Source organism: uncultured Pedobacter sp., assembly GCF_913776295.1.
GTDB lineage: Bacteria > Bacteroidota > Bacteroidia > Sphingobacteriales > Sphingobacteriaceae > Pedobacter.
Genome location: NZ_CAJYOJ010000063.1, coordinates 1 through 20,220 on the forward strand (window position 1 = coordinate 1; position 20,220 = coordinate 20,220).

Annotated in this window: 17 protein-coding genes; 6 read left to right on the top strand and 11 right to left on the bottom strand. The window is 41.5% G+C overall.

Annotated features, from left to right (window positions below; translation table 11 throughout):
- Window positions 1–290: 290 nt before the first annotated feature.
- From QZ738_RS13695 to QZ738_RS13705, 3 genes are all read right to left on the bottom strand, one after another.
- Complete coding sequence (locus tag QZ738_RS13695; RefSeq protein WP_293788321.1) at window positions 291–2,336, bottom strand: ATP-binding protein; 2,046 nt, start codon at window positions 2,334–2,336, stop codon at window positions 291–293.
- A 165-nt stretch (window positions 2,337–2,501) separates the two neighbouring features.
- Window positions 2,502–3,851 carry a paraquat-inducible protein A gene (locus tag QZ738_RS13700; RefSeq protein ID WP_293788322.1) on the bottom strand — a complete coding sequence of 450 codons (1,350 nt, stop codon included), beginning with the start codon at window positions 3,849–3,851 and terminating at the stop codon, window positions 2,502–2,504.
- 12 nt (window positions 3,852–3,863) lie between these two features.
- A complete protein-coding gene (locus QZ738_RS13705) occupies window positions 3,864–5,186 on the bottom strand; it encodes a paraquat-inducible protein A (RefSeq protein ID WP_293788323.1) in 1,323 nt (440 codons plus the stop codon).
- A gap of 255 nt (window positions 5,187–5,441) precedes the next feature.
- Here QZ738_RS13705 and QZ738_RS13710 point away from each other — a divergent pair, with 255 nt between their 5' ends.
- The 3 genes from QZ738_RS13710 (at window position 5,442) to QZ738_RS13720 (ending at window position 10,673) form a co-directional block, all read left to right on the top strand.
- Window positions 5,442–8,369 carry an ATP-binding protein gene (locus QZ738_RS13710; protein WP_293788324.1) on the top strand — a complete coding sequence of 976 codons (2,928 nt, stop codon included), beginning with the start codon at window positions 5,442–5,444 and terminating at the stop codon, window positions 8,367–8,369.
- Window positions 8,370–8,764: 395 nt separating this feature from the next.
- Window positions 8,765–10,318 carry a PAS domain-containing protein gene (locus QZ738_RS13715; protein ID WP_293788325.1) on the top strand — a complete coding sequence of 518 codons (1,554 nt, stop codon included), beginning with the start codon at window positions 8,765–8,767 and terminating at the stop codon, window positions 10,316–10,318.
- A complete protein-coding gene (locus QZ738_RS13720; protein WP_293788326.1) occupies window positions 10,311–10,673 on the top strand; it encodes a response regulator in 363 nt (120 codons plus the stop codon). The genes QZ738_RS13715 and QZ738_RS13720 overlap by 8 nt, the downstream gene beginning before the upstream one ends.
- Before the next feature lie 195 nt (window positions 10,674–10,868).
- Here the strand turns inward: QZ738_RS13720 and QZ738_RS13725 are convergent, their stop codons facing one another.
- The 3 genes from QZ738_RS13725 to QZ738_RS13735 all read right to left on the bottom strand — a co-directional run bounded on the left by QZ738_RS13725 (window position 10,869) and on the right by QZ738_RS13735 (window position 13,574).
- Window positions 10,869–11,498: a DUF72 domain-containing protein gene (locus tag QZ738_RS13725; RefSeq protein ID WP_293788327.1), complete on the bottom strand. Its 630-nt coding sequence runs from the start codon at window positions 11,496–11,498 to the stop codon at window positions 10,869–10,871.
- A 151-nt stretch (window positions 11,499–11,649) separates the two neighbouring features.
- Complete coding sequence (locus tag QZ738_RS13730) at window positions 11,650–11,946, bottom strand: hypothetical protein (RefSeq protein WP_293788328.1); 297 nt, start codon at window positions 11,944–11,946, stop codon at window positions 11,650–11,652.
- Between the two features lie 59 nt (window positions 11,947–12,005).
- The gene (locus QZ738_RS13735; protein ID WP_293788329.1) at window positions 12,006–13,574 is read right to left on the bottom strand and encodes an FAD-dependent oxidoreductase; all 1,569 of its coding nucleotides are present in this window, start codon (window positions 13,572–13,574) and stop codon (window positions 12,006–12,008) included.
- Between the two features lie 187 nt (window positions 13,575–13,761).
- Here QZ738_RS13735 and QZ738_RS13740 point away from each other — a divergent pair, with 187 nt between their 5' ends.
- Window positions 13,762–14,370 (top strand): hypothetical protein, encoded by a 609-nt coding sequence (locus QZ738_RS13740; RefSeq protein ID WP_293788330.1) that lies wholly within the window; start codon window positions 13,762–13,764, stop codon window positions 14,368–14,370.
- Here the strand turns inward: QZ738_RS13740 and QZ738_RS13745 are convergent.
- From QZ738_RS13745 to QZ738_RS13760, 5 genes are all read right to left on the bottom strand, one after another.
- The gene (locus tag QZ738_RS13745; RefSeq protein WP_293788331.1) at window positions 14,367–14,840 is read right to left on the bottom strand and encodes an ankyrin repeat domain-containing protein; all 474 of its coding nucleotides are present in this window, start codon (window positions 14,838–14,840) and stop codon (window positions 14,367–14,369) included. The genes QZ738_RS13740 and QZ738_RS13745 overlap by 4 nt on opposite strands.
- Before the next feature lie 288 nt (window positions 14,841–15,128).
- Window positions 15,129–15,686, bottom strand: coding sequence for a ferritin-like domain-containing protein (locus QZ738_RS13750; protein ID WP_293788332.1), 558 nt, complete (start codon window positions 15,684–15,686; stop codon window positions 15,129–15,131).
- Window positions 15,687–15,801: 115 nt separating this feature from the next.
- Window positions 15,802–16,245 (bottom strand): DUF6766 family protein, encoded by a 444-nt coding sequence (locus QZ738_RS13755; RefSeq protein ID WP_293788333.1) that lies wholly within the window; start codon window positions 16,243–16,245, stop codon window positions 15,802–15,804.
- 25 nt (window positions 16,246–16,270) lie between these two features.
- A complete protein-coding gene (locus tag QZ738_RS21355) occupies window positions 16,271–16,480 on the bottom strand; it encodes a DUF6766 family protein (RefSeq protein ID WP_367268591.1) in 210 nt (69 codons plus the stop codon).
- Between the two features lie 7 nt (window positions 16,481–16,487).
- Window positions 16,488–16,868 (bottom strand): CinA family protein, encoded by a 381-nt coding sequence (locus tag QZ738_RS13760; protein WP_293788334.1) that lies wholly within the window; start codon window positions 16,866–16,868, stop codon window positions 16,488–16,490.
- A 331-nt stretch (window positions 16,869–17,199) separates the two neighbouring features.
- Here QZ738_RS13760 and QZ738_RS13765 point away from each other — a divergent pair, with 331 nt between their 5' ends.
- Window positions 17,200–17,754, top strand: a complete 555-nt coding sequence (locus tag QZ738_RS13765) for a ferritin-like domain-containing protein (RefSeq protein ID WP_293788335.1) — start codon at window positions 17,200–17,202, stop codon at window positions 17,752–17,754.
- A gap of 13 nt (window positions 17,755–17,767) precedes the next feature.
- Window positions 17,768–19,960, top strand: coding sequence for a catalase (locus QZ738_RS13770; protein ID WP_293788336.1), 2,193 nt, complete (start codon window positions 17,768–17,770; stop codon window positions 19,958–19,960).
- Window positions 19,961–20,220: the final 260 nt, after the last annotated feature.

Consider the following 20,220-nt stretch of genomic DNA (forward strand, 5'->3'; position numbering starts at 1 on the left):
ATCATGAATATCTGGAAAGATCATCTTTGGGCGCTTTTTTTAAGCTTTGTTCAGCTCGTAAAAACATTCATCAAACAACCAAAATATGATACAATCTTTGTTCAATGACTTTTTAAGGAACGACTAGCTAGCTATCGGATTCATTTCAGGGCCTTTAATGCTAAAAGGAGCTAAATAAATCCGATAGCTATCGGATCAGCATGACGATTGCATGATAATCCTATCTGTAAAACTTTTCTGATATTAAAAGATTCTTCACTGCGTTCAGAATGACAAACTGGGAAATTTAGCTAGCTGGCATTGCCTAGAGGGATACTGAATGAAAATGTACTGCCTTTTCCAAATTCGCTCTCTACCCATATTTTTCCCTGATGGCGGGTTATAATTTCTGCGCATAGATATAACCCTATCCCAAAGCCTGCTATAGTGCTGTCATTTTCGACCCTGTAATACCGGTCGAAAAGTTTTTGTTGATGCTCTGGCTTTATGCCTATACCTTGATCAATGACGCTTATGATGATCTGGTCACGACCAACGGTATACTGTATATCAACCTTGCTACCCAGGTCAGAATACTTAATGGCGTTACCAATCAGATTTTGAAGCACCTGATTTAATTTGCTGCGGTCTGCATATACCGTCACCTCACCATCCAAATGCAGGTTTACCTGATAACCTGTAGTTAATGTTGTGGTTTCCTCGCAAACTTCTTTCAACAAATCGGTAATTTCGAATAGTTGTTTATCAATGGCTATCTTTCCTGATTCCAGGCGCGAAACATTTAAAAAGCCATCAATCATACGGGTCATCCGCTTCACCTGGTTTAGCGATTTTTCAATGGTAGCGAGCATTCTGTCTTCACTATTCAGGTGGGCATGGTAATGCAGTAGCTGGAGGTAGCCATTTATCGAGGTAAGTGGTGTTTTGAGTTCATGACTCGCCATGCCGATAAAATCATTCTTACGCTGCTCATCTTCCTTTTGCTCTGTAATATCCAGCACTGAACCAATAAACCGTAAAGGTTTATCGTTGGTGTCAAAATAAACCTGCCCTTTGGCTCTTATCCACCTCAGGCGTTTATCTTCAAAGCCAATGGTTCTATATTCCACATCATAAATGCCATTGCTAGCCTGCTTATTAAAGACGTGAGCCAAAACTTCGTTAATCCTTTCTAAATCATCCGGATGCAGATTATTTAAAAAGTCACGCTCAAATTCAATTTCATTTGAATGGCTAATCCCGAACAATAGCCTGCAGCGGTCGTCCCATTGCAGGCGGCCGGTAACCATGTTCATATCAAATGTACCCAACTGTGCAGCTTCTTTTGATAACCTGATCTGTTCATACGCCTTTTGAAGTTTTTCTTTTGAAGTTACATGCTCGGTAATGTCGGTGGCTGTTTGCATCAGTCCTATTACCTTTCCATTTACTTTCAAAGGGGTGTAGGTTAGGTTATAATAACCTAATGTAGGTTCACCATTTTTTATGAGTGATATGCTCACACTTGGAACATGGTGCGTAAGCCCGGTGCGGTATGCATAAAATAATTCATCTACTACGGGTTGCCCAGCCAATTCGGGAATGGCTTCAAACAAGGGTTTCCCTAAAACAGACGAATCCTTACCGATCAGATTGAGCATAGGACTGTTAATCACATCAAAAACCATGTTTTCACCTTTGATAATTAACATGGGAACAGGAGAGGAGCGCACCATATTTTTAAACCATTCGCGGCTTGCCTCCAGTTTTGTCCAGGTCTCGGTTAGCGTTTCTCTTTCGTTTTCAGTTATTTGAACATCATCTGTGGTAATAGGTACATGCTCAGTTTCCGTCTGTAGGCTTCCATCTGCTGTTTGTACGTATTGTATCTTGTTTCGGTCAATGGGCGCTTTCGTGTCGGGCAGTATTTCGTTTATCGATTCTCGCGTAATCACATCGTCATTCACCGTTTGAATCTGCTCCCTGGCGGGCGTTGGTTTTGCAATCAGCCAAACCAAAATTGCTGGCGGTTCGTCTGGAGCCTGTTCCAACTTGCTTGCAAAATAATCATAGCTTGAAAATGGCGATACACTACTCAGAAAATCAGGGATTTGCACAGGTATTGTAAGGTGACTTGAACCATTTTTTAGCTGCAAAAAGAAGTCAGATATCTTTAAAGACAGATTCTGGCCCAAAATGTCATGAATATTTATCCTCACGATCTCTTCCGGACTTTTATTAACTATCGCTAAGAATTTAGCGTTTGCGTATGTTAGTTGTAGTGAATCGGGATCAAAAACAAAGATGGGGATTGGCGCAAGGGCTATGAAACTGGAAGTATTGGTTATGATTGGCATAGATTATATATCCCGTTTAACACAAATATAATCATTTTGTAAATCTCTTAAAATAATAAGATTTTCTAAACTTTATTTAGTCCATTTCGCTATTCATTGATACAAAAGAGAGCTATAAATGGTATTTACGCTTACCTTTAGCTACACTTGTTATGGTACCTCAACCTAATCGCAGGGCCCGTTTTGTTCGTCTATACGTTTGAGAATGGACGATAAAATAATATTATAAGCCACATAAGCCACAAAGATAAAAAAGCCCAATTGTAATGCAGAGTTGTTTGCGGTAACAACCTTTAGTCCATCCGTATCGATATTAAGCCCGGATAACTGGCTTTTTAAGATACCATTTAGACCAATATAGGTCATGCCTATGCCGATTACCATTACATCAGCCATATCCCATTTACCCAAATCGAAGGCCAGGAAACGAACGAATTTTGAATTACCTAACCATGCACTGCAGGATACCTGCAGGCCCCGGGCAATAAGACGTAACAGGGGTAATATCACCACAAAGAGCAAAAGTAGTACGCCTACCAACACCGCATCTGGTTTAGGCTGCTCTACTAATGTGCCAATAATACCCAGTATACTCTGGCTTTGAAAAAAGAGTACCTGATTCGTAAAAACCAGTTTTTCACCCAGCAAGGCAAATTCAAGCGTATGAATTCTGGCATCAACCTCAATAATGGGCGATGATACACCTACTGCAAGTAAAATAAAGGCAAAAAGCAGTGAAATGATAAAAAGAGTAACCTCAGTATTTACACGTTTCCGTAACCACAGCCAGATCAGTAGTGCGACAACAACGCAGGCCATCATGCCTATGGCAAACTGATAACTTAAATCTTTAATCTGTTGAAGTTTCGAACTGACAACTTTGTCAAACGCAGCTGCATCGGCTACCTTATATTTCTGATAAATGCTATGTTCCACAGACGAAATGGTCTCATCGCTCCGGTCGTATGTCTGCGCTTCCAGTTCATCCAGTTTTCCTGCTGCAACAGATTTTAACTTTTTAAGGCTTTTTGGGCTGGTTACTTTGGTAACAATGGTACGTGAAAATGATGGCACCAGTGCGTGGATTTCTTTAACGTCTACAAATGTATTAAAAGCAAGTTTTTTAAGTTTTGCCCCAAGTCCTTTCTGAGGCCTGGTTACTTCAGCTACCGCTTTATTCACCATACCGTGCAATTGTTTTTCAACCTCTTGTTGCATATCGGTTTTCTGGCTTTTGGTCAGGTTAAAGCCTTTTACCTTTCGATCAACCACTGCTGATATTTTATCTCCCCAACGGTCTACTGAAAATACACCGAAGGTAATGTTATTCGAAAGACTGTAATCTTCCTTAATGTGTTTCTGCTCATAGGCAAGTGCCCGGAAACGGTATCCACAATAGGCAGCTGCCAACAGAAGCAGCGAAAGCGCGGCAATCAGGATTAAAGATGCCGATCTGGATTGACCTGGCTTAACCTGCTTATTCGTACTCATATCATGTTTTTGCAATTCGCTCATTCATTTTCAGATTTAATGCACATCGTGCGGAGTAATAGATTTAAGAATTGTCGAAAGGATCAATCCATAAAGTACAAAACAGATAAAAATAATATAGCCCGGTTGCAGGGCGGTGTTATTGGTTGTCAGGATGGTAAGTGAATCATTATTAATATTTAAAGCCCGCAACTGATTTTCAAGCAGTCCGTTAAGGCCAATGTAGGCCATTAAAATGGCGATCACAATAACATCGGCCATGCTCCATTTGCCCGACTGGAAGGCAAAATACCTGATAATCCCGTTTTCTGCCCACTTTTTGCCGCCCAGCAGGTGTATCCCGGTTGAAGTTAGCTTAACTACGGGGAACAAAATACTGAAAGCCAGAATGAGCACCCCAACCAGTACAGAATCAATTGCCGATTGACTGATGAGTACCCGTACAACATCCATAATACTCTTGCTCTGGAAAAAGAGTACCTGATCGTTAAAAACCACATGCTCTCCAAGCAGAACAAAATCCAAAGAGCGGATCCTGGCGTCAACTTCAATCATAGATGCCGTAAGGCCTACAGCTAAGAGGATAAAGGCGAAAAGTAGTGATAGAATGAAAAGCGTGGTATGCAAATCGGTGCGTTTGCGTAACAGCCACCAGAAGGCAAGTACCAAGATAACACAGCTTAACATGCCAAAGCAGTAATAATAGGTTTGTTGCCGGATACTGCTTAACGAACTGGTCAGCTTTTGGTTTAACTGTTGATTCGAAGATACCCCATAGGTTTTGTAAATTTTTGTAAGAATCGCATTATTGGCTACAAATGCGGTATCCCGGCTTTCCTCTTTGGCAATTTCGTTAAACTGGCCCAAAGCCATGCGGCCGAGTTGCTTTTTGTTTTTCGGATTATCAATTTCAGCAATAATTTTTCTGGCAAAGACAGGTACCTGTGCGCGGATACTATCGGAATTGACAAAATTTTTGATGGCAAACTTCTGGATCTTACCGCTGATGGTTTTTTTGGGTTTATTTACCAATGCTTCAGCCTTGTCAATAAGGGCTAAAAGTACCTGCTCAACCTCGCCCTGTAATACTTTTCTCTGCTTGCGGGTAATTTTGAGTCCCGAAACCTGGTGGTGTACAATAGCTGCTACCTTATCTTTCCACTGTTGTACAGAAAACAACCCGTAAGTGATGTTGTTTACCCTTGAATAATCATGTTTTATCTGTTCCTGTTTTTCTGATAGTTCATGGAGCCTGAAACCAAAAAAGCCTTCGGCTACAAGCAGTATGCCCAATGCAAGGATCAGTAAAATCCGGTGGATAATTTTTCCTGATGCAGGTTTGTTGATTATTTTTTCCAATCTGTATGCGATAATGGTGATTACATCTCCCCGAAAGGAACTAAACTATTGGCAGATAAACATTAATGTTTAAAAAATGTTTTATACGCTCCTTGAAGGTCATTGGAAAAATATTTTAGATTGATCACTTAGGGTGAATATACGGTCGTAATATGTTAAAATATGGTGAAGTTGAATGTCAGAAAACAAGTTCTGGAATTATTCAAAGCTTGTTGACGCGATTTATACTATCTTTAGCGCCATAAATAAAAAAAAATGGATAATCATAGCTTCTCTAACGAACAGTTTTTATCTGGCGGCGGAGAGATGGGCGCGTTGATCCGCTCGATGGACTGGTCTGATAATCCTTTAGGTCCGGTAGAAACCTGGCCACAAAGTCTTCGGACATCTGTTAGTTTGTGTCTTTCCTCCACTTTTCCCATCCTTATCGCCTGGGGACCGGAAACGATCCAAATTTATAACGATGCCTACCGCCCCATATGTGGTGCCATGCACCCACAATCAATGGGCATGAACTTTCGCATCTGTTGGGAATCTGCTTTAGAGGTGGTTGGCGATAAATTTACGCGCGGACAGCAGGGAGAGGGAACTTACATTACTGATCAACAGATGTTTTTGTTTCGTTATGGTTATCTAGAAGAAGCATTCATGACGTTTTCTTTTGCCCCTATACGTGATGAATCTGGTGAAGTGGGCGGGATATTCCACCCCATTACCGAAACTACCGATAAAATGCTCAATGGCCGCAGAACGCAGGTGTTACGCGATTTGGCAGCTGTTTTGGCCAGGGCAAAATCCATTGAAGATATAGGTAGCCTGATTGTCGAAAAGCAACCTGATTTTGTTGCCGACTTACCTTTTATCTTATTTTACAGTGTAGCAGATAACGGAACATCTGCCAGTTTAGTAAGCTCGGCAGGTACAGCACTGGCCCCAACATTGGCTATCGCCGAAATATCATTTGAAAGCAGCAACCAGACGTGGCCATTAAGCAAAGCCGCTAATGCGCCTTTGGTTATAGATGACCTGGCCGTTAGGTTTGGTGATTTTGCTTGTCAGCCCTATCCCGAAACACCAGGTGCAGCCGTCATTTTACCGGTATTTATTTCGGGCAAGGAAAAACCATTCGGTTACATTGTAGCCGGAGTTAGTGCCAGAAGAGCCATTGATGAAGAGTACCTGGGTTTTTATTCGCTTTTAGCCAATACCTTCAGCAGTGCTGTTTCTAATGTATATGCCTATGAGCAGGAGCAGAAACGGGCCGAAGCCCTTGCTGCGATAGATAGGTCGAAAACAGCTTTTTTTAGTAATGTAAGTCATGAGTTTCGTACACCGCTTACGTTAATGCTCGGCCAACTGGAAGATCTTCAGGCCAAAGCCATCATGGCCGATTCTGAAATTGGCGAGATTGTACGATCTACACACCGCAATTCCATGCGCCTGCTCAAACTGGTTAACAACCTGCTCGATTTTAGCAGGGTAGAAGCCGGGAGGGTAAAAGCTGCTTTTCAGCCGGTTGATATTGTTGGGGTAACTACCGACCTCGCCAGTAGTTTTAGATCCATTATCGAAAAAGCAGGTATGGAACTTGTTGTTAAAGCTGATTATCCAGCTCTTGAAGTTTTTCTTGATATTCAGATGTGGGAAAAGATTGTACTGAACCTGCTTTCCAATGCTTTCAAATATACCCTGGAGGGAAAAATTACCGTCGAATTAATAAAGAAAGACACTCGTGTTATTTTAAATGTTTCGGATACTGGGGTAGGCATACCAGAGGCTGAACTTCCGCACATGTTTGAACGTTTTCACCGGGTTGAGAATGCTGTTGGCAGAACCCATGAAGGAACCGGTATCGGACTTTCATTGGTTAGCGAGCTTGTTGGGTTACATGGTGGAAATATAACCGTCGAAAGTGTTTTTGGAACAGGATCAACTTTCACTTTATGTATACCTTTAGGATGTTCACATTTACCTGCAGAGCAGGTGCATCAAAAAGATTTTCAGGTGTCGATGATCGGTTTGCGGGAATCTTTTCTTCAGGAAGCTTCGGGCTTGTTAGGCGAAGAATATAGCGAAATAGTAAATGAGAACAAACCCGCCCAGGCTAAAGATGGGCATCAATCCGATGCCAGGGTACTCATTGTTGATGATAATAACGATATTCGCGCCTATCTGAAACGCCTGCTTGAACCCGAATTTACCGTTTATACAGCAGTAAATGGTGAAGATGCCTTGCAAAAACTTGACACTTTTACCCCCGAACTTATTCTTAGCGATATTATGATGCCCGTTATGGATGGAAAAGGCCTGCTGAAAAAAATCAGGGAAAGAGAGGAGAAACATTGGATTCCGCTGATTTTTCTTTCCGCAAGGGCAGGTGAAGAAGCCAGGATTGATGGGCTGGAAGCCGGGGCAGATGATTATCTGGTTAAGCCTTTTTCGGCACAGGAACTGCTAAGTAAAGTACGTGCACAAATTAAAATAAATAGGGTAAGGCTGTACAATGAGCGGCGCATGCGCGATTTTGTGGCTGTGGCTACCCATGAATTAAAAACGCCACTAACTGCGCTCTTCGGTTATGTGCAGCTGATAGAGAAAAAGTCTGCTACCATTAATGAATCCTTAATCACCAATGCAGCTCAAAGGGCAGGCTACCAGATCACCAGAATGGCAAGGCTGGTTGACGATTTTCTTGATGTAAGTAAACTGGATGAAGGAATGCTGCGCCTGAACAGGGGATCATTTGACATTGATGAACTGGTTAGGGAAATTGTAGACGAAGTACAATCCACATCTCCGTCGCACACCCTTTATTTTAGTGGTGCCAATATGCTTCAGGTACGAGGTGATCGCGAAAAAATCGGGCAGGTAATCACCAACCTGTTAGTAAATGCAGTTAAATACGCACCCGAAGCGCCGAAGATTGAAATTACCGTAAAGGAAACGGAAGAGCAAATAGTAATTTCTGTACGTGACTATGGCGTGGGGATAAAAAAAGAAGACCAGGCACATGTGTTTAAGCGGTTTTACCGTACCGAATCGGCTAACAAAAGCTTCAGGGGATTTGGTGTTGGCTTATACCTTTGTGCAGAAATTGTTAACCGCCATGGTGGAACCATCAGCGTGGAGAGTGAACCTATGGTAGGTTCTACTTTCTATTTTTCTTTGCCTCTGAAAGATTAAAGCAAAGTTTAGAAGTCAGTGATTTGAATAAAAAAGCGGCTACCGACAAAGCCGGTAGCCGCATTAACTAACTGATTGCGCAGCTATTTATTTTAGGTAGATGTGCGGATACAACAGTAGTTGTTTCCTAATTGTTTTGAAAAAAACTATTTTAGCATCATATTTTAAATTAATCACATTTAAGAAGCAATAGTTATAGTTGTCAGTTTTTTCAAAGAGATGATTTTCAACACTCATCCATACTTTATCATTATAACCAATTTAGTTGTAAAGAAATAAAACAAATTATCACATAAGCGGTTATATGAAGGATTTTATTCATTAAATTGAAATCAGAAGTGATTAAATCACGATTAAAAATATAAGTCAGATACTCAACATTTTATACAGATCAATTGGAAACGTCTAACAATAGAAAATTTGAACTTTCAGGGAATGCAGGTGCATCTAATTTTCAACTGATGACCATGGCATTAGATGCCTCAATTTCTGGCATCATCATTACCGATAATACCCAGCAAGACAATCCAATCATTTATTGTAATAAAGCCTTCGAAAAAATTACGGGATATTCCAGAAAAGAGATTATCGGGCATAATTGCAGGTTTTTGCAGGCACAAGATAGAAGCCAGAAAGAACGGTCAATATTAAGCAGGTGTATTGCAGAAGGGGTAGAATGCCGGGTAGAGATCAGAAACTATAAAAAAAATGGCGATCTGTTCTGGAACGAGCTTTATATGTCGCCAGTTAAAAATGCTAATGGTGAGGTCACCCATTTTATAGGGGTTCAGAACGATGTAACCGCAAGGAAGAACGCGGAACACGATCTGCGCCAGCAGAAGCTGATGATGGAAAAGCGGATTGAGGAACGTACAAATGAACTTCGGGAGAGCGAAGCCTTCCTATCCAGTATTATCGAAACAGTACGCGAGGGGCTTTTGGTGCTTGATCCTAATTTTAATGTGCTTAGTGCAAACAATCACTTTTTAAGGACATTTAAGGTAAGTAAGGAAGAAACGGTTGGCCGTCAGTTATATGATTTAGGTAACCACCAGTGGGATATTCCGAAGCTGCGTGATCTGCTTGTTAAAATCCTGCCTACCAATAATCCGGTTGTAGATTTTGAAGTGGAACATGATTTTCCGCATATTGGAAAAAAATTAATGCTCCTGAACGCTTACCGCGTAGAATTTGAAGGGCAATACAAAGACCAGATCCTGCTTGCTATTGAAGATATTACAGAAAGGCGTGAGGTGGAAATTAGAAAAGATGACTTTTTATCTATCGCTAGTCACGAACTCCGTACCCCACTTACCACGATAAAAGGTTATGTACAGTTGTTAGATCGCGCCATGCCTCAAAATGCCAGTGAGAAATTTCTATCTACTTTCGGCAAAGTATCGGTGTATGTAGAACGTTTAAACTCATTGATTAGTGAATTGCTTGATGTTTCGCGGATCCAGAGTGGTAATATGGAATTGCACATGGCTCGGTTTGATTTTGATAACATGATTACAGAAGCTATTGAAGGCATGCGCACAACAGTTCCCGGTCATCAGATTATATTAAGTGGCCAAACTGGTGCAAAAGTGGTTGCAGATGAGTCGCATATTGCTCAGGTGGTCAGCAATTTATTGTCAAACGCCATTAAGTATGCCCCTGATTCGGAAAAAATTGAAGTCAATATTGCCAACGTGAGCGATTATGTAAAGGTATCGGTTAAGGATTTTGGATTGGGAATGAGTGCCGAAGACAGGAAAAAGGTTTTTGAAAGGTTTTACCGGGGTGTAGAAATCCAGAAGAAGTTTCCGGGGATGGGTATAGGACTTTATATTTGCGACCAGATTATTAAAAGACATAATGGAACCCTCTGGGTAGAAAGTGAAATAGGCAAAGGTTCTATATTCAGTTTTACCTTACCTAAGGCAGGAAAGGAAACGAATGGATAAAAAGAAAATCATGATCTGCGATGATGATGAAGGGATTATTGATGTATTGGAAATGATTTTAGACGAGGTAGGGCATACAGTGATTTCTGTAAATGACAGTTTAAAAGTACTGGCGGCTATTGATAGAGAGCAGCCAGATTTATTGATCCTGGATTTGTGGATGCCAAGGCTATCGGGCCAGGAGGTATTGAAGCATTTAAGAAAACATTCGGCACATCATCAACTGAAAGTGATTGTTATTTCTGCAAGTCGGGATGGTGAACAGATCGCCAATGATGCAGGTGCCAATCAATTTATAGCCAAACCTTTTGATTTAAATAATATTTTAGATTCAGTTAATGCCTTGCTTAATTAAAGGAGGTTGGTTGTTATTTCTGAATCCTTACCGTTGAATCGTCATTGCGAGAAGGCTTTTTCAGCCGACCGAAGCAATCTTTGTAATTGGATTGCTTGCATGAAAGATTGCCAGCCTGTTGCCGGCAGGCTTCGTCGTTCCTCCTCGCAATGACGAACGCACTAATAAATTCTTTCAATGGTATTAGCTTCGTAACTACACCATTTTCTTCAGCTCAATTGCATTAAACGCTGCACAACCTTCCTGGTCATTATCGAAATAGACATAAACATCTTTCTTTTCATTCAGCCAGGCATTACACCTTTCAGCCCATTTTGTTAAGGCAGACAGGCTATATGAACCCTGGTATTTTTCTCCGGGTCCATGCAGTCTGATGTAGACAAAATCGGCAGTAGTTGTAATGGGCGATTGGTGCCCGCCTAAATCATAAATGCAGAAAGCAAAATGGTATTTTTTTAAAATTGAAAATACGGTTTCATGGTACCAGCTCGGATTTCTGAATTCAAAAGTATAATGGTATCCATCTGGGAGCATTTCTAAAAATCTTTCCAGCCGCTCGGTGTTAATTCCCCATTTTGGAGGCAGTTGGAAAAGTATGGGACCCAATTTTGTTCCCAGCCCGAGGCAGGCATCCAAAAATTCAACGATTTCATTTTTGGATACATTTAGTTTTTTTAAATGGGTAAAATACCGGTTGGCTTTAACAGTATAAGTAAAATGGGCCGGCGCTTGTTCCTGCCAGGTTTCAAAATTTTTTAACCTTGGCTGGCGGTAAAAAGAATTGTTGAGTTCAACAGTGGCAAAGTTTGCGGTAAAATATCGCAACTGGTCTTTCTTTTTGAGATGTGAAGGGTAGAAAGTACCCTCCCAATGAGGGTTATTTCCATCCCGATGTACCGATATAAGCTTTACCTGATTTCATTATTCGCTATCTTATTCTTAAATTTTATCAGTTACTAAGTAGCATAGCATATTGCTATTCTATCTCGCCCTCAGCCAGCCCATCCAAAAACCATCCCGATCTATATTCAAATCTTGCAAATTCGGTTTTCGATCGATTGGTCACTTTTCCGGTAAAATCATGTGCAATATCTCCCTCACTCTCCAGAATCTGTTTAGCAAGCAGCGCGTATTCATTTAGGTTGAGTCCATCTTTAATGATATACATTAACTCTCCATTTTCGCTCCATAATGATTCTATTAATCCCTCATCAAACTTTTTCTTTAGTGTATTCAAATCTTCTTTCGGGCTGTTCATAGGTGTTTCATTCATATTGGTCTTTTTTTAATGTTTTACTAAAAGTTAACTTTGACCTGGCTTTCAGGTTGAATTTACTTGTTCTTATTGGCTGCTGTTATCTCGTTTATTGGAACAGGCTCAAGGCCTTTTTGCGGTGGGCCGGTAAGCACATGTCCGTTAACAGAAAAGCGTCCTCCATGGCAGGGGCAGTCCCATGTTTTTTCAGTTGGATTCCAGTTCACGATACAGCCTGCATGCGTACATACAGGGTTAAGCGCTGTTACTTTTCCTGCATCATCTTTATATAATGCTAATTTCTCTCCATCAAATTCCACTATTTTACCGTCATTTCTGGCTAGTTCATGAGTAGAGTTTATAATTTGTGTACCAAACCGGTCTGCCACAAAATGGTAGGCAACATCTGCGTTTTCCTTTACAAATTCAGTAAATCCGGCTATGGGTTTCAACCTTGACGGACTGAATAATTTTTCATAAGGGTTTTCTTTTTCCAGTATCAGGTCGCTGATCAGCACAGCCGAAAGGCTGCCCAGAATCATGCCATTTCCGCTAAAACCGGTTGCAACATAAATCCCTTTATCGCCACCAGGTAATTGCCCTACATAAGGAAGCCCATCTACCGGTACATAATATTGTGAAGACCATTTATAAGTGATCTCGCTGATGTCGAAATATTTCCTCGCGTAATCCTCAAGATCTTCAAAAGCCTTTAACGGATCTCCGTGGCCGGTTTTATGGTCGGCACCACCAATAATCAGGTATTTTTGTCCGTCGAGTTCATGGCTCCTAAAGTAGTGGTAGGGTTCCTGCATATCGTATGCCAGGCAATCGGGATATTCGCCGTTGTTCAGTTTCACTGCAAGTACATAACTGCGGTAAGGTGCATTGCGTAGCGACAGTATATTGATACCTGGCGGAATATGGGTGGCATAAACTATGGTTTTAGCCTTTAATATAAATTCATCGCTCTTTGCATAGTGAATTTCTTCACGCAGTTCAGTGCTGTGAATAAACGTTTGTTCGATAATTTTTCCACCCAGCCTTTCAAATTCCTCGGCAAGGCCCAGAATATATTTTAAGGGGTGAAACTGAGCCTGGTTTTCAAAACGTAAGGCCTGCTCAAAAGGGATTGGAACATCATTTTCTTTGGCTTCACTTACCTCCACGCCAGCAGCTTGCGATGAAGTTAAGATGGATTGAAGTTCTTTCGTTTCTTTTTCGTCCTGTGAAAACAGATAAGCCGTCTTGAATTCAAAATCGGCATTAATTTTCAACTCCTGTACGTTGGTATTGATCATTTCGATGATCTTCTTTGTCCCTTCGGCTATCAGGCTGGACGTCTCTTCGTTAAAGTCGCTATCTATTTCAGGATAGGTCGTATCCAGAAAAGTATTCAAGTGAGCGGTAGTACCTCCAGTGGTGCCAAAACCGAGGTTTTTCGCTTCAACCAGAGCACAATGCTTACCCTGTTTTTGTAACAGATATGCTGTTGTTACACCTGTAATTCCACCCCCTATAATCAGGGTGTCATATATTTCTTCCTGATCAGTATGATTGGTTGTCGGATTGTTTACTGAAGCAGCCTGCCACATACTGGCGTTGGCTCCGTCTCTCGTGTTGATTGCTGTTTCGTTATTATTCATTTTCAAAGCAGTTGATAAATGAAGAACCTGTTATCAAACGTAAAGGTTTTAGAATTTCGTTTTAACTACTTGCTGGAGGTCAGGATGGTTATTTCAATAATTTGATGTTGGTTTTTTAGCTATTTCATTCTGTTTGATAAATAACGAAACTAAGCGGAGAGACACATGGTTTTAATAGGAAAAGATTATGGGGAAATTGAAGAACGATTTGGTTCCGCAACAACTTGTCGGAAGCCGGATGGATGTGGTTGAAGAGCGTAAATTAAGCAGTCTTATGCGCGCGCAGGAATTCTTTGCAGCAGCTGAAAAAAGATTGCTGGCAGTAAATGAGTGGGGCGAAATCTCTGGCTTATCAGACTTTAAGATTTTTACACCTGAGGGGAAAGAAGCGCTGCGGTTAGCCCGGAAGGGAGATTTTATTCGGATCGATATCCCGGGTCCTGGTCCATTATCAGGCGATGGATTTGATTGGGTGATGGTGGAAGAAATTAAAAGTGAACATGATGGCGACCAAGATATGATCAGTATGTGTGTGCGGCCTTGCTCTTCACCTTTAAATCAGGATAAAGAGGTTGCTCATTTTTTAAAAGACCATGCCACTTCTACTTTTATTATCCACAGAGATCGCATTACGGTATGGGCAGAGGAGCATGGCCGGAATGAACAGGCAAATGTTGATGATGGTAATTTAATTGATAGGACGAGAAACCTGATTGTTGGTGTAGGCGCGAAGTTGGGCTTATCCTATCCACAATGGAAGTTATTGGTAAAAGGCCTGCTTGATGGCAAACCTTAATGCTGTAACATGGCGAGTCCTTCTTCATTACCTTGCATAGCAGCAAGTTCTGCGGCACGCTGTCCGCGGATATCTGTAATCGAGGCATCTGCACCATTTTCAATTAAGAGTTTCAACAGGTCATTTCGGCCAAACATGGCTGCGAACATTAAGGCCGTTCCGCCATTTCCATGTTGGAGATCTAACTTTGCACCTTTGGCAATCAAAAGTTCTGCAATTGGAAGGTAACCTTTAAAGCAAACGCCCATCAGTGCCGTGTTGCCACCATAGTCTGCCGCATTAATGTCTGCCCCAGCTGCCAAAAGTATTTCAGCGCATGATAAACGGTTGTTATAACAGGCAATGATTAGTGGGGTGTAACCTTTTTCATCCCTGAAATCCACATTTGCACCCCTGCTGATCAGTTCTTTTAATACTTCGGTTTCACCCTGTCTGGCTGCGGGTATCATCAATTGGTCTAAATTTTCCATATAAATATAACTGTGCTTGTAGTGAAAAGGTTATCAATTGTCACGCTGGTTTTCATTTTGTCATTCTGAATGCAATGAAGAGTCTTTTTTGTTTGGGCCGTAATTCTGCCGGTTATTTCAATCGGTGTTTCGGTTATCCCTCAGCGACTTTTTTGAGCATTTTTTCAGGAAAAAAAAAGACCCTGTAATAAATTACCTTCGGTGAACTCGCTAAGGCTCGGTTAAGGGTGACTACCAGGAGATTGAATTAGGATAAAACAAAAGGCTCCGAAGAGCCTTTTAAATTGTTTATTCTGCAGCTGCTTCCTCATTAACTGCGTTAACCGCTAGTTCTGTTAAGGCTACATCTGTTGCTTTTTCATTTTCAAGGGTTTGTGTAAGGAGTTCGGCTACATCATTGTGGCCCATATTCTCTGCAAATACCCTCAAGGTACCATAGGTTGCAATTTCATAATGCTCAACTTTTTGTGCTGCAAGAATAAGTCCGGCATCACGGATCATGGTACCTTTATCGGTATCGGCGATAATGCCATCAGCTTCTTCTAATAATCCGGCCATGGCATCGCATTTTTTCGCAGTTGCCTTTTCACCTAAAAGGCTAAATATTTCTTCAAGTGTGCTGATGTGTTGTTCCGTTTCTTCGGTATGCTTTTCAAAAGCTGCTGCAAGTTCGGGGCTTGTAGCCGCCTTCTTCATTTTTGGAAGTGCTTTTGCAAGGTGTTTCTCTGCCCAATAGATATCTTTTAACTCATCAATAAAAAACTCGTGGAATTCTGAATTCTCCATTTTTCCTGTTTTACCTGTAGGTTTTGCGGTTTTCTTTTCGGTTTTTTTTGTAGTTGCCATAATTATATTTTTTATAGGTTCTTTATTTATAGAACAGGTTGAAATTTATGATAGTTTTGACTTTTTTTGATTGTTTATGCGATTGGTTTGAAACCGGACACTCTAGTCGGTCAGATTATTTTCCTGTTTCCAGATGTGGTGCATCAACAGGTTTAGATTCAGGCGAACCTTTCTGTCTCAGGAAAATGGTAAGTATAACAATTGCTGCAACAGACAGGAATTCGCTCTGCCAATTTTGAAAGGTTTCAAACCAGAAAGTGATTTGCCCCAGATAAGCAACCATCGTATCCGCCGGCTTGCCTTTTAGTGCCTGTTCGATGTTATGGTCTTGCCAGCTACCATAAAAATGCAGATACCAGCTAAGCAAAAACAAGATGATAAAGGCAATGGAAAGCGAATTAGAATAGAGTTTTAAAATCCATCCGCCCCTGCGTACGGCCCATGGTGCATTTGTAGAGGCAACAGGTTCCCGGTCTACTTCTTCCTCCTGGTCTATCTTTTTTGATTCTGCAGAACCGATCTGCCGTAGTTTTATCGTTAATAAAACATAAAGCATCATCTGCAAAAATTCGCTTTCAAAATTTTCAAAGGTTGCAGAGATAAAATGAACCCGACTGCAGGTAAGTGCCGAAATTTAGGCTGCGTGCCCCATGTTCATTGAGCTCATGATTGTGTTCATTCCAGCCGGTAAGCGCCTGCGCCATAAGGGTAAATACAAAAAGGCCGATGAATACTATAGATAGTCCATTTTTATATAGCCAAGTCTTTTTAGGAAATAATTTGTTGTTTTTCATGATCTTATTAATCTATATCGCCGAGGTAATCTATAAGCAGGCTTGTACAGGCATCTACCGTTGCCGAAACGATTTCTTCCCGTTCTCCTTTAAAATTAAACCTTTCCGAAAAGGCGAGTTCGCCTTTGCTGGACGCATAAATAAACACGGTACCTACTGGTTTTTCTTTGGTTTCACTTCCCCCCGGAGGGGTAAGTCCGGTAATGCCAATATGAATATCAGCTGGGATCAACTGTGACAGGCCTAAGCTAATGGCCCGGGTAACCTCCATCGATTCTGGTGTATAGGTTTTAATCAGCTCGTGGTTTACGTGTAAAAGATCTTCCTTTAGTTGTGCGTCATAACAGGCAATTCCACCGTTAAGAAATTCTCCTGCATGATCGATCATTGAAAATTCTGCCGAAAGCCGGCCGGCGGTTGCACTTTCAGCAAAGGCAATTGTTATTTTTTACCAATTAGCATTTTGCCCACGGCATCCATTTTATCGCTTTTCATACATACTTAAATTTGGTTAGTACCTCTTTGTTATCTGATTGAAGGATGCATAAGCTAAACAACAAGGCGTTTTTACAAATGGTTTTGGATTGAAGGTTGCGTTAAGTATCCGTTTTTTTACCGAATGCGTATTAAAACACGGATAAATTACGGAAACTATATAGCGATATACACGGTTCTAATAGTGATGGTTAACAAAGAAACATCCTTAAACAAAACATACCATGAAAAAACAAGACAGCGGCAGTAAACCAAAACTGAGTGCTAAAGCCACGGTAGAGGCTTCTCCGGCCTTAAAAGAACTCTTTAAAGATGGAATCTGTGATCTTTACTGGGCAGAGAATCATTTGGTTAAAAATTTGCCTAAAATGATGGCTGGTGCAACAGCACCGGCGCTGAAAAGCGCAATTGAATCTCACCTTTCTGAAACTAAAGGACATGTAGCCAGACTTGAACAGGTATTTGAGCTGCTTGGCGAAAAACCCATTGCAAAAAAATGTGATGCGATGGAAGGATTGAGTAAAGAGGGGGAAAGTATCATTGAAGAAACAGAAGCCGGAACAGCCACACGCGATGTAGGCATCATACTGGCCAGCCAGAAGGTAGAACATTACGAAATTGCTTCTTATGGCGGGCTTTTCCAATTGGCTACAACATTGGGTTTGACAGAAGTTGCAGATTTACTGGAGCAAACCCTGGCTGAGGAAAAACTTGCCGATACCAAGCTTACCGATATTGCTGTAAATGAGATTAATTATCAAGCAGCCGAGGAGGCTTAAAAAAGGAAATAAGATGGCAAAAAAAACAACAGTAAAAGATACCGGTCCGATAAAACATGACAACGATAAAACTGTAAAACTAGAGGCTTTTGTTGCAGATGATAAGGGTGAAAAACTTACCACCAATCATGGCGTTAAAATAAACGACGATCAGAATTCACTTAAAGCTGGCGATCGCGGCGCGACATTGCTGGAAGATTTTATATTAAGGGAAAAAATAACCCATTTCGATCATGAGCGGATTCCTGAACGCGTGGTACATGCCAGGGGATCGGGTGCACATGGTGTGTTTAAGGTCTACGAAGATATGTCTGACCTGACCAGGGCAGCTTTCCTGTGCGATCCTGGATTGGAAACCCCTGTTTTTGTTCGGTTTTCAACGGTAGCAGGGTCTCGCGGTTCTACTGATCTTGCGCGTGATGTCCGTGGTTTTGCCGTAAAATTTTATACGCAGGAAGGTAATTTTGACCTCGTGGGTAATAATATGCCTGTCTTTTTTATTCAGGATGCGGTTAAATTTCCTGATCTGGTACATGCCGTGAAGCCAGAGCCAGACAATGAAATTCCGCAGGCAGCATCTGCACATGATACTTTCTGGGATTTTATTTCCTTCATGCCTGAGTCTGCTCATATGATCATGTGGTTAATGAGCGACAGGGCGATTCCGAGAAGTTACCGCATGATGGAAGGATTCGGGGTACACACTTTCCGTTTTGTTAATGCATCCGGAGTGGCCAGTTTTGTGAAATTTCACTGGAAACCTTTGCTGGGCGTACACTCGGTTGCCTGGGATGAAGCACAGAATATTTCTGGAAAAGATCCGGATTTTCATAGAAGAGATTTATGGGATGCCATAGAAGCGGGTGCTTTTCCGGAGTGGGAACTTGGCGTTCAGATTGTAGCAGAAGAAGATGAATTTAAATTCGGTTTTGATTTACTGGATCCGACAAAGATCATCCCCGAAGAGCTGGTTCCGGTGCAGCGTATTGGAAAAATGACTTTAAACCGCAATCCGGATAACTTCTTCGCCGAAACGGAACAAGTTGCTTTTCATGTTGGCCATGTGGTTCCGGGAATAGATTTCACTAACGACCCATTGTTGCAGGGAAGGTTGTTTTCTTACACCGATACACAGCTGATCAGGTTGGGCGGACCAAATTTTCATGAGATTCCGATTAACAGACCTGTGGTGCCTATACATAATAACCAGCGTGATGGTTACATGCGCCAAACCATCAACCGGGGCAAAACCAGTTATGGTCCTAATGGAATAGCGGCAAACGATCCACGACAGGCCAAAGCAGCCGAAGGCGGTTTTGTGAGTTATAACGAACGTATTGATGCCAAGAAAATCCGCGCAAGAAGCAGAAGCTTTTTTGATCATTTTTCGCAGGCGAGGTTGTTTTTCAATAGCCAGTCTGAAGCCGAAAAAAATCACCTGATTGATGCCCTTAGTTTTGAGTTAGGTAAAGTGAAGATGGTTGAGATCAGAGAACGTATGCTGGGCTTACTTAACCATGTAGATAAAGGCCTCGCAGCAGCTGTGGCTTATGCACTTGGGCTTCATGTTCCAACCATTCCTTTAGCAGAACTGAACGGAAGTATACCTGCAGATGCCGATCCGGCTGATTATACTCCGGAACAGAAAGATGGCGAACTGGCAAAGTCGGAAGCATTAAGCATGGCTGGAACGCCTAAAGATTCAATCGCCACCCGGAAAATTGCCATTCTTGCGGCAGATGGAGTAAATGGTAAATCGCTAAGTAAGGTTAAAGATACGCTTGTTGCGCAGGGCGCAATTGTACACATTATCGCACCAAAACTAGGCACCATTCTTTCGCAGGAAGATCAGCAGATCGATGTGGATGAGAGTTTTTTAACCGCCGCTTCTGTACTTTATGATGCCGTTTATCTTCCGGGAGGAACAAATAGCTCTGCAACATTAGAAGCAGAGGCTAATGCCGTACATTTTCTGAATGAAGCTTTTAAACACTGCAAGGCAATAGCTGCCGATGATACAGCTATACAGGTATTGGAGGCAACTTACTTTTATAAGAAACTTCCGGATGAATATTCAGAGGAAACCGTTTTGCGAGAAGGCATATTGGTTTCGGACGACCTTTCTTCATTGGCAGAATTGTTTGCCAGGATGATTGCCCAGCACAGGTTCTGGGATAGAGAGGTGCCGAGAAAAATTCCGGCATAGACAAAAGTTAGTTATAGCACAATATTCTTTACATCATTTGAGGTTGCATCATAAATCGTAATCCACTTTAAATTTGTCACGTTGAGCCTGTCGAAACGCCTGGTAGGTTATTTAAAACAAGGTCTTCGACATGCTACCATTGACGTTAATTTTTAATTATTTGATAATTAGTCACTTATGAAATATGCATTTCCATCCAACAAGGCCTTCGCACTGGGTCTCCGTTCTACTTAAGTCCGGCCTAACAAATTTTTCGGACT

Excerpts from the sequence above, each read along its gene's own strand:
- QZ738_RS13695 (WP_293788321.1), bottom strand. The coding sequence starts at position 2,336 with ATGCCAATCATAACCAATACTTCCAGTTTCATAGCCCTTGCGCCAATC.
- QZ738_RS13700 (WP_293788322.1), bottom strand. The coding sequence starts at position 3,851 with ATGAGCGAATTGCAAAAACATGATATGAGTACGAATAAGCAGGTTAAG.
- QZ738_RS13710 (WP_293788324.1), top strand. The coding sequence starts at position 5,442 with ATGGATAATCATAGCTTCTCTAACGAACAGTTTTTATCTGGCGGCGGA.
- QZ738_RS13720 (WP_293788326.1), top strand. The coding sequence starts at position 10,311 with ATGGATAAAAAGAAAATCATGATCTGCGATGATGATGAAGGGATTATT.
- QZ738_RS13730 (WP_293788328.1), bottom strand. The coding sequence starts at position 11,946 with ATGAATGAAACACCTATGAACAGCCCGAAAGAAGATTTGAATACACTA.
- QZ738_RS13735 (WP_293788329.1), bottom strand. The coding sequence starts at position 13,574 with ATGAATAATAACGAAACAGCAATCAACACGAGAGACGGAGCCAACGCC.
- QZ738_RS13740 (WP_293788330.1), top strand. The coding sequence starts at position 13,762 with ATGGGGAAATTGAAGAACGATTTGGTTCCGCAACAACTTGTCGGAAGC.
- QZ738_RS13745 (WP_293788331.1), bottom strand. The coding sequence starts at position 14,840 with ATGGAAAATTTAGACCAATTGATGATACCCGCAGCCAGACAGGGTGAA.
- QZ738_RS13750 (WP_293788332.1), bottom strand. The coding sequence starts at position 15,686 with ATGGCAACTACAAAAAAAACCGAAAAGAAAACCGCAAAACCTACAGGT.
- QZ738_RS13755 (WP_293788333.1), bottom strand. The coding sequence starts at position 16,245 with ATGATGCTTTATGTTTTATTAACGATAAAACTACGGCAGATCGGTTCT.
- QZ738_RS21355 (WP_367268591.1), bottom strand. The coding sequence starts at position 16,480 with ATGAAAAACAACAAATTATTTCCTAAAAAGACTTGGCTATATAAAAAT.
- QZ738_RS13760 (WP_293788334.1), bottom strand. The coding sequence starts at position 16,868 with ATGATCGATCATGCAGGAGAATTTCTTAACGGTGGAATTGCCTGTTAT.
- QZ738_RS13765 (WP_293788335.1), top strand. The coding sequence starts at position 17,200 with ATGAAAAAACAAGACAGCGGCAGTAAACCAAAACTGAGTGCTAAAGCC.
- QZ738_RS13770 (WP_293788336.1), top strand. The coding sequence starts at position 17,768 with ATGGCAAAAAAAACAACAGTAAAAGATACCGGTCCGATAAAACATGAC.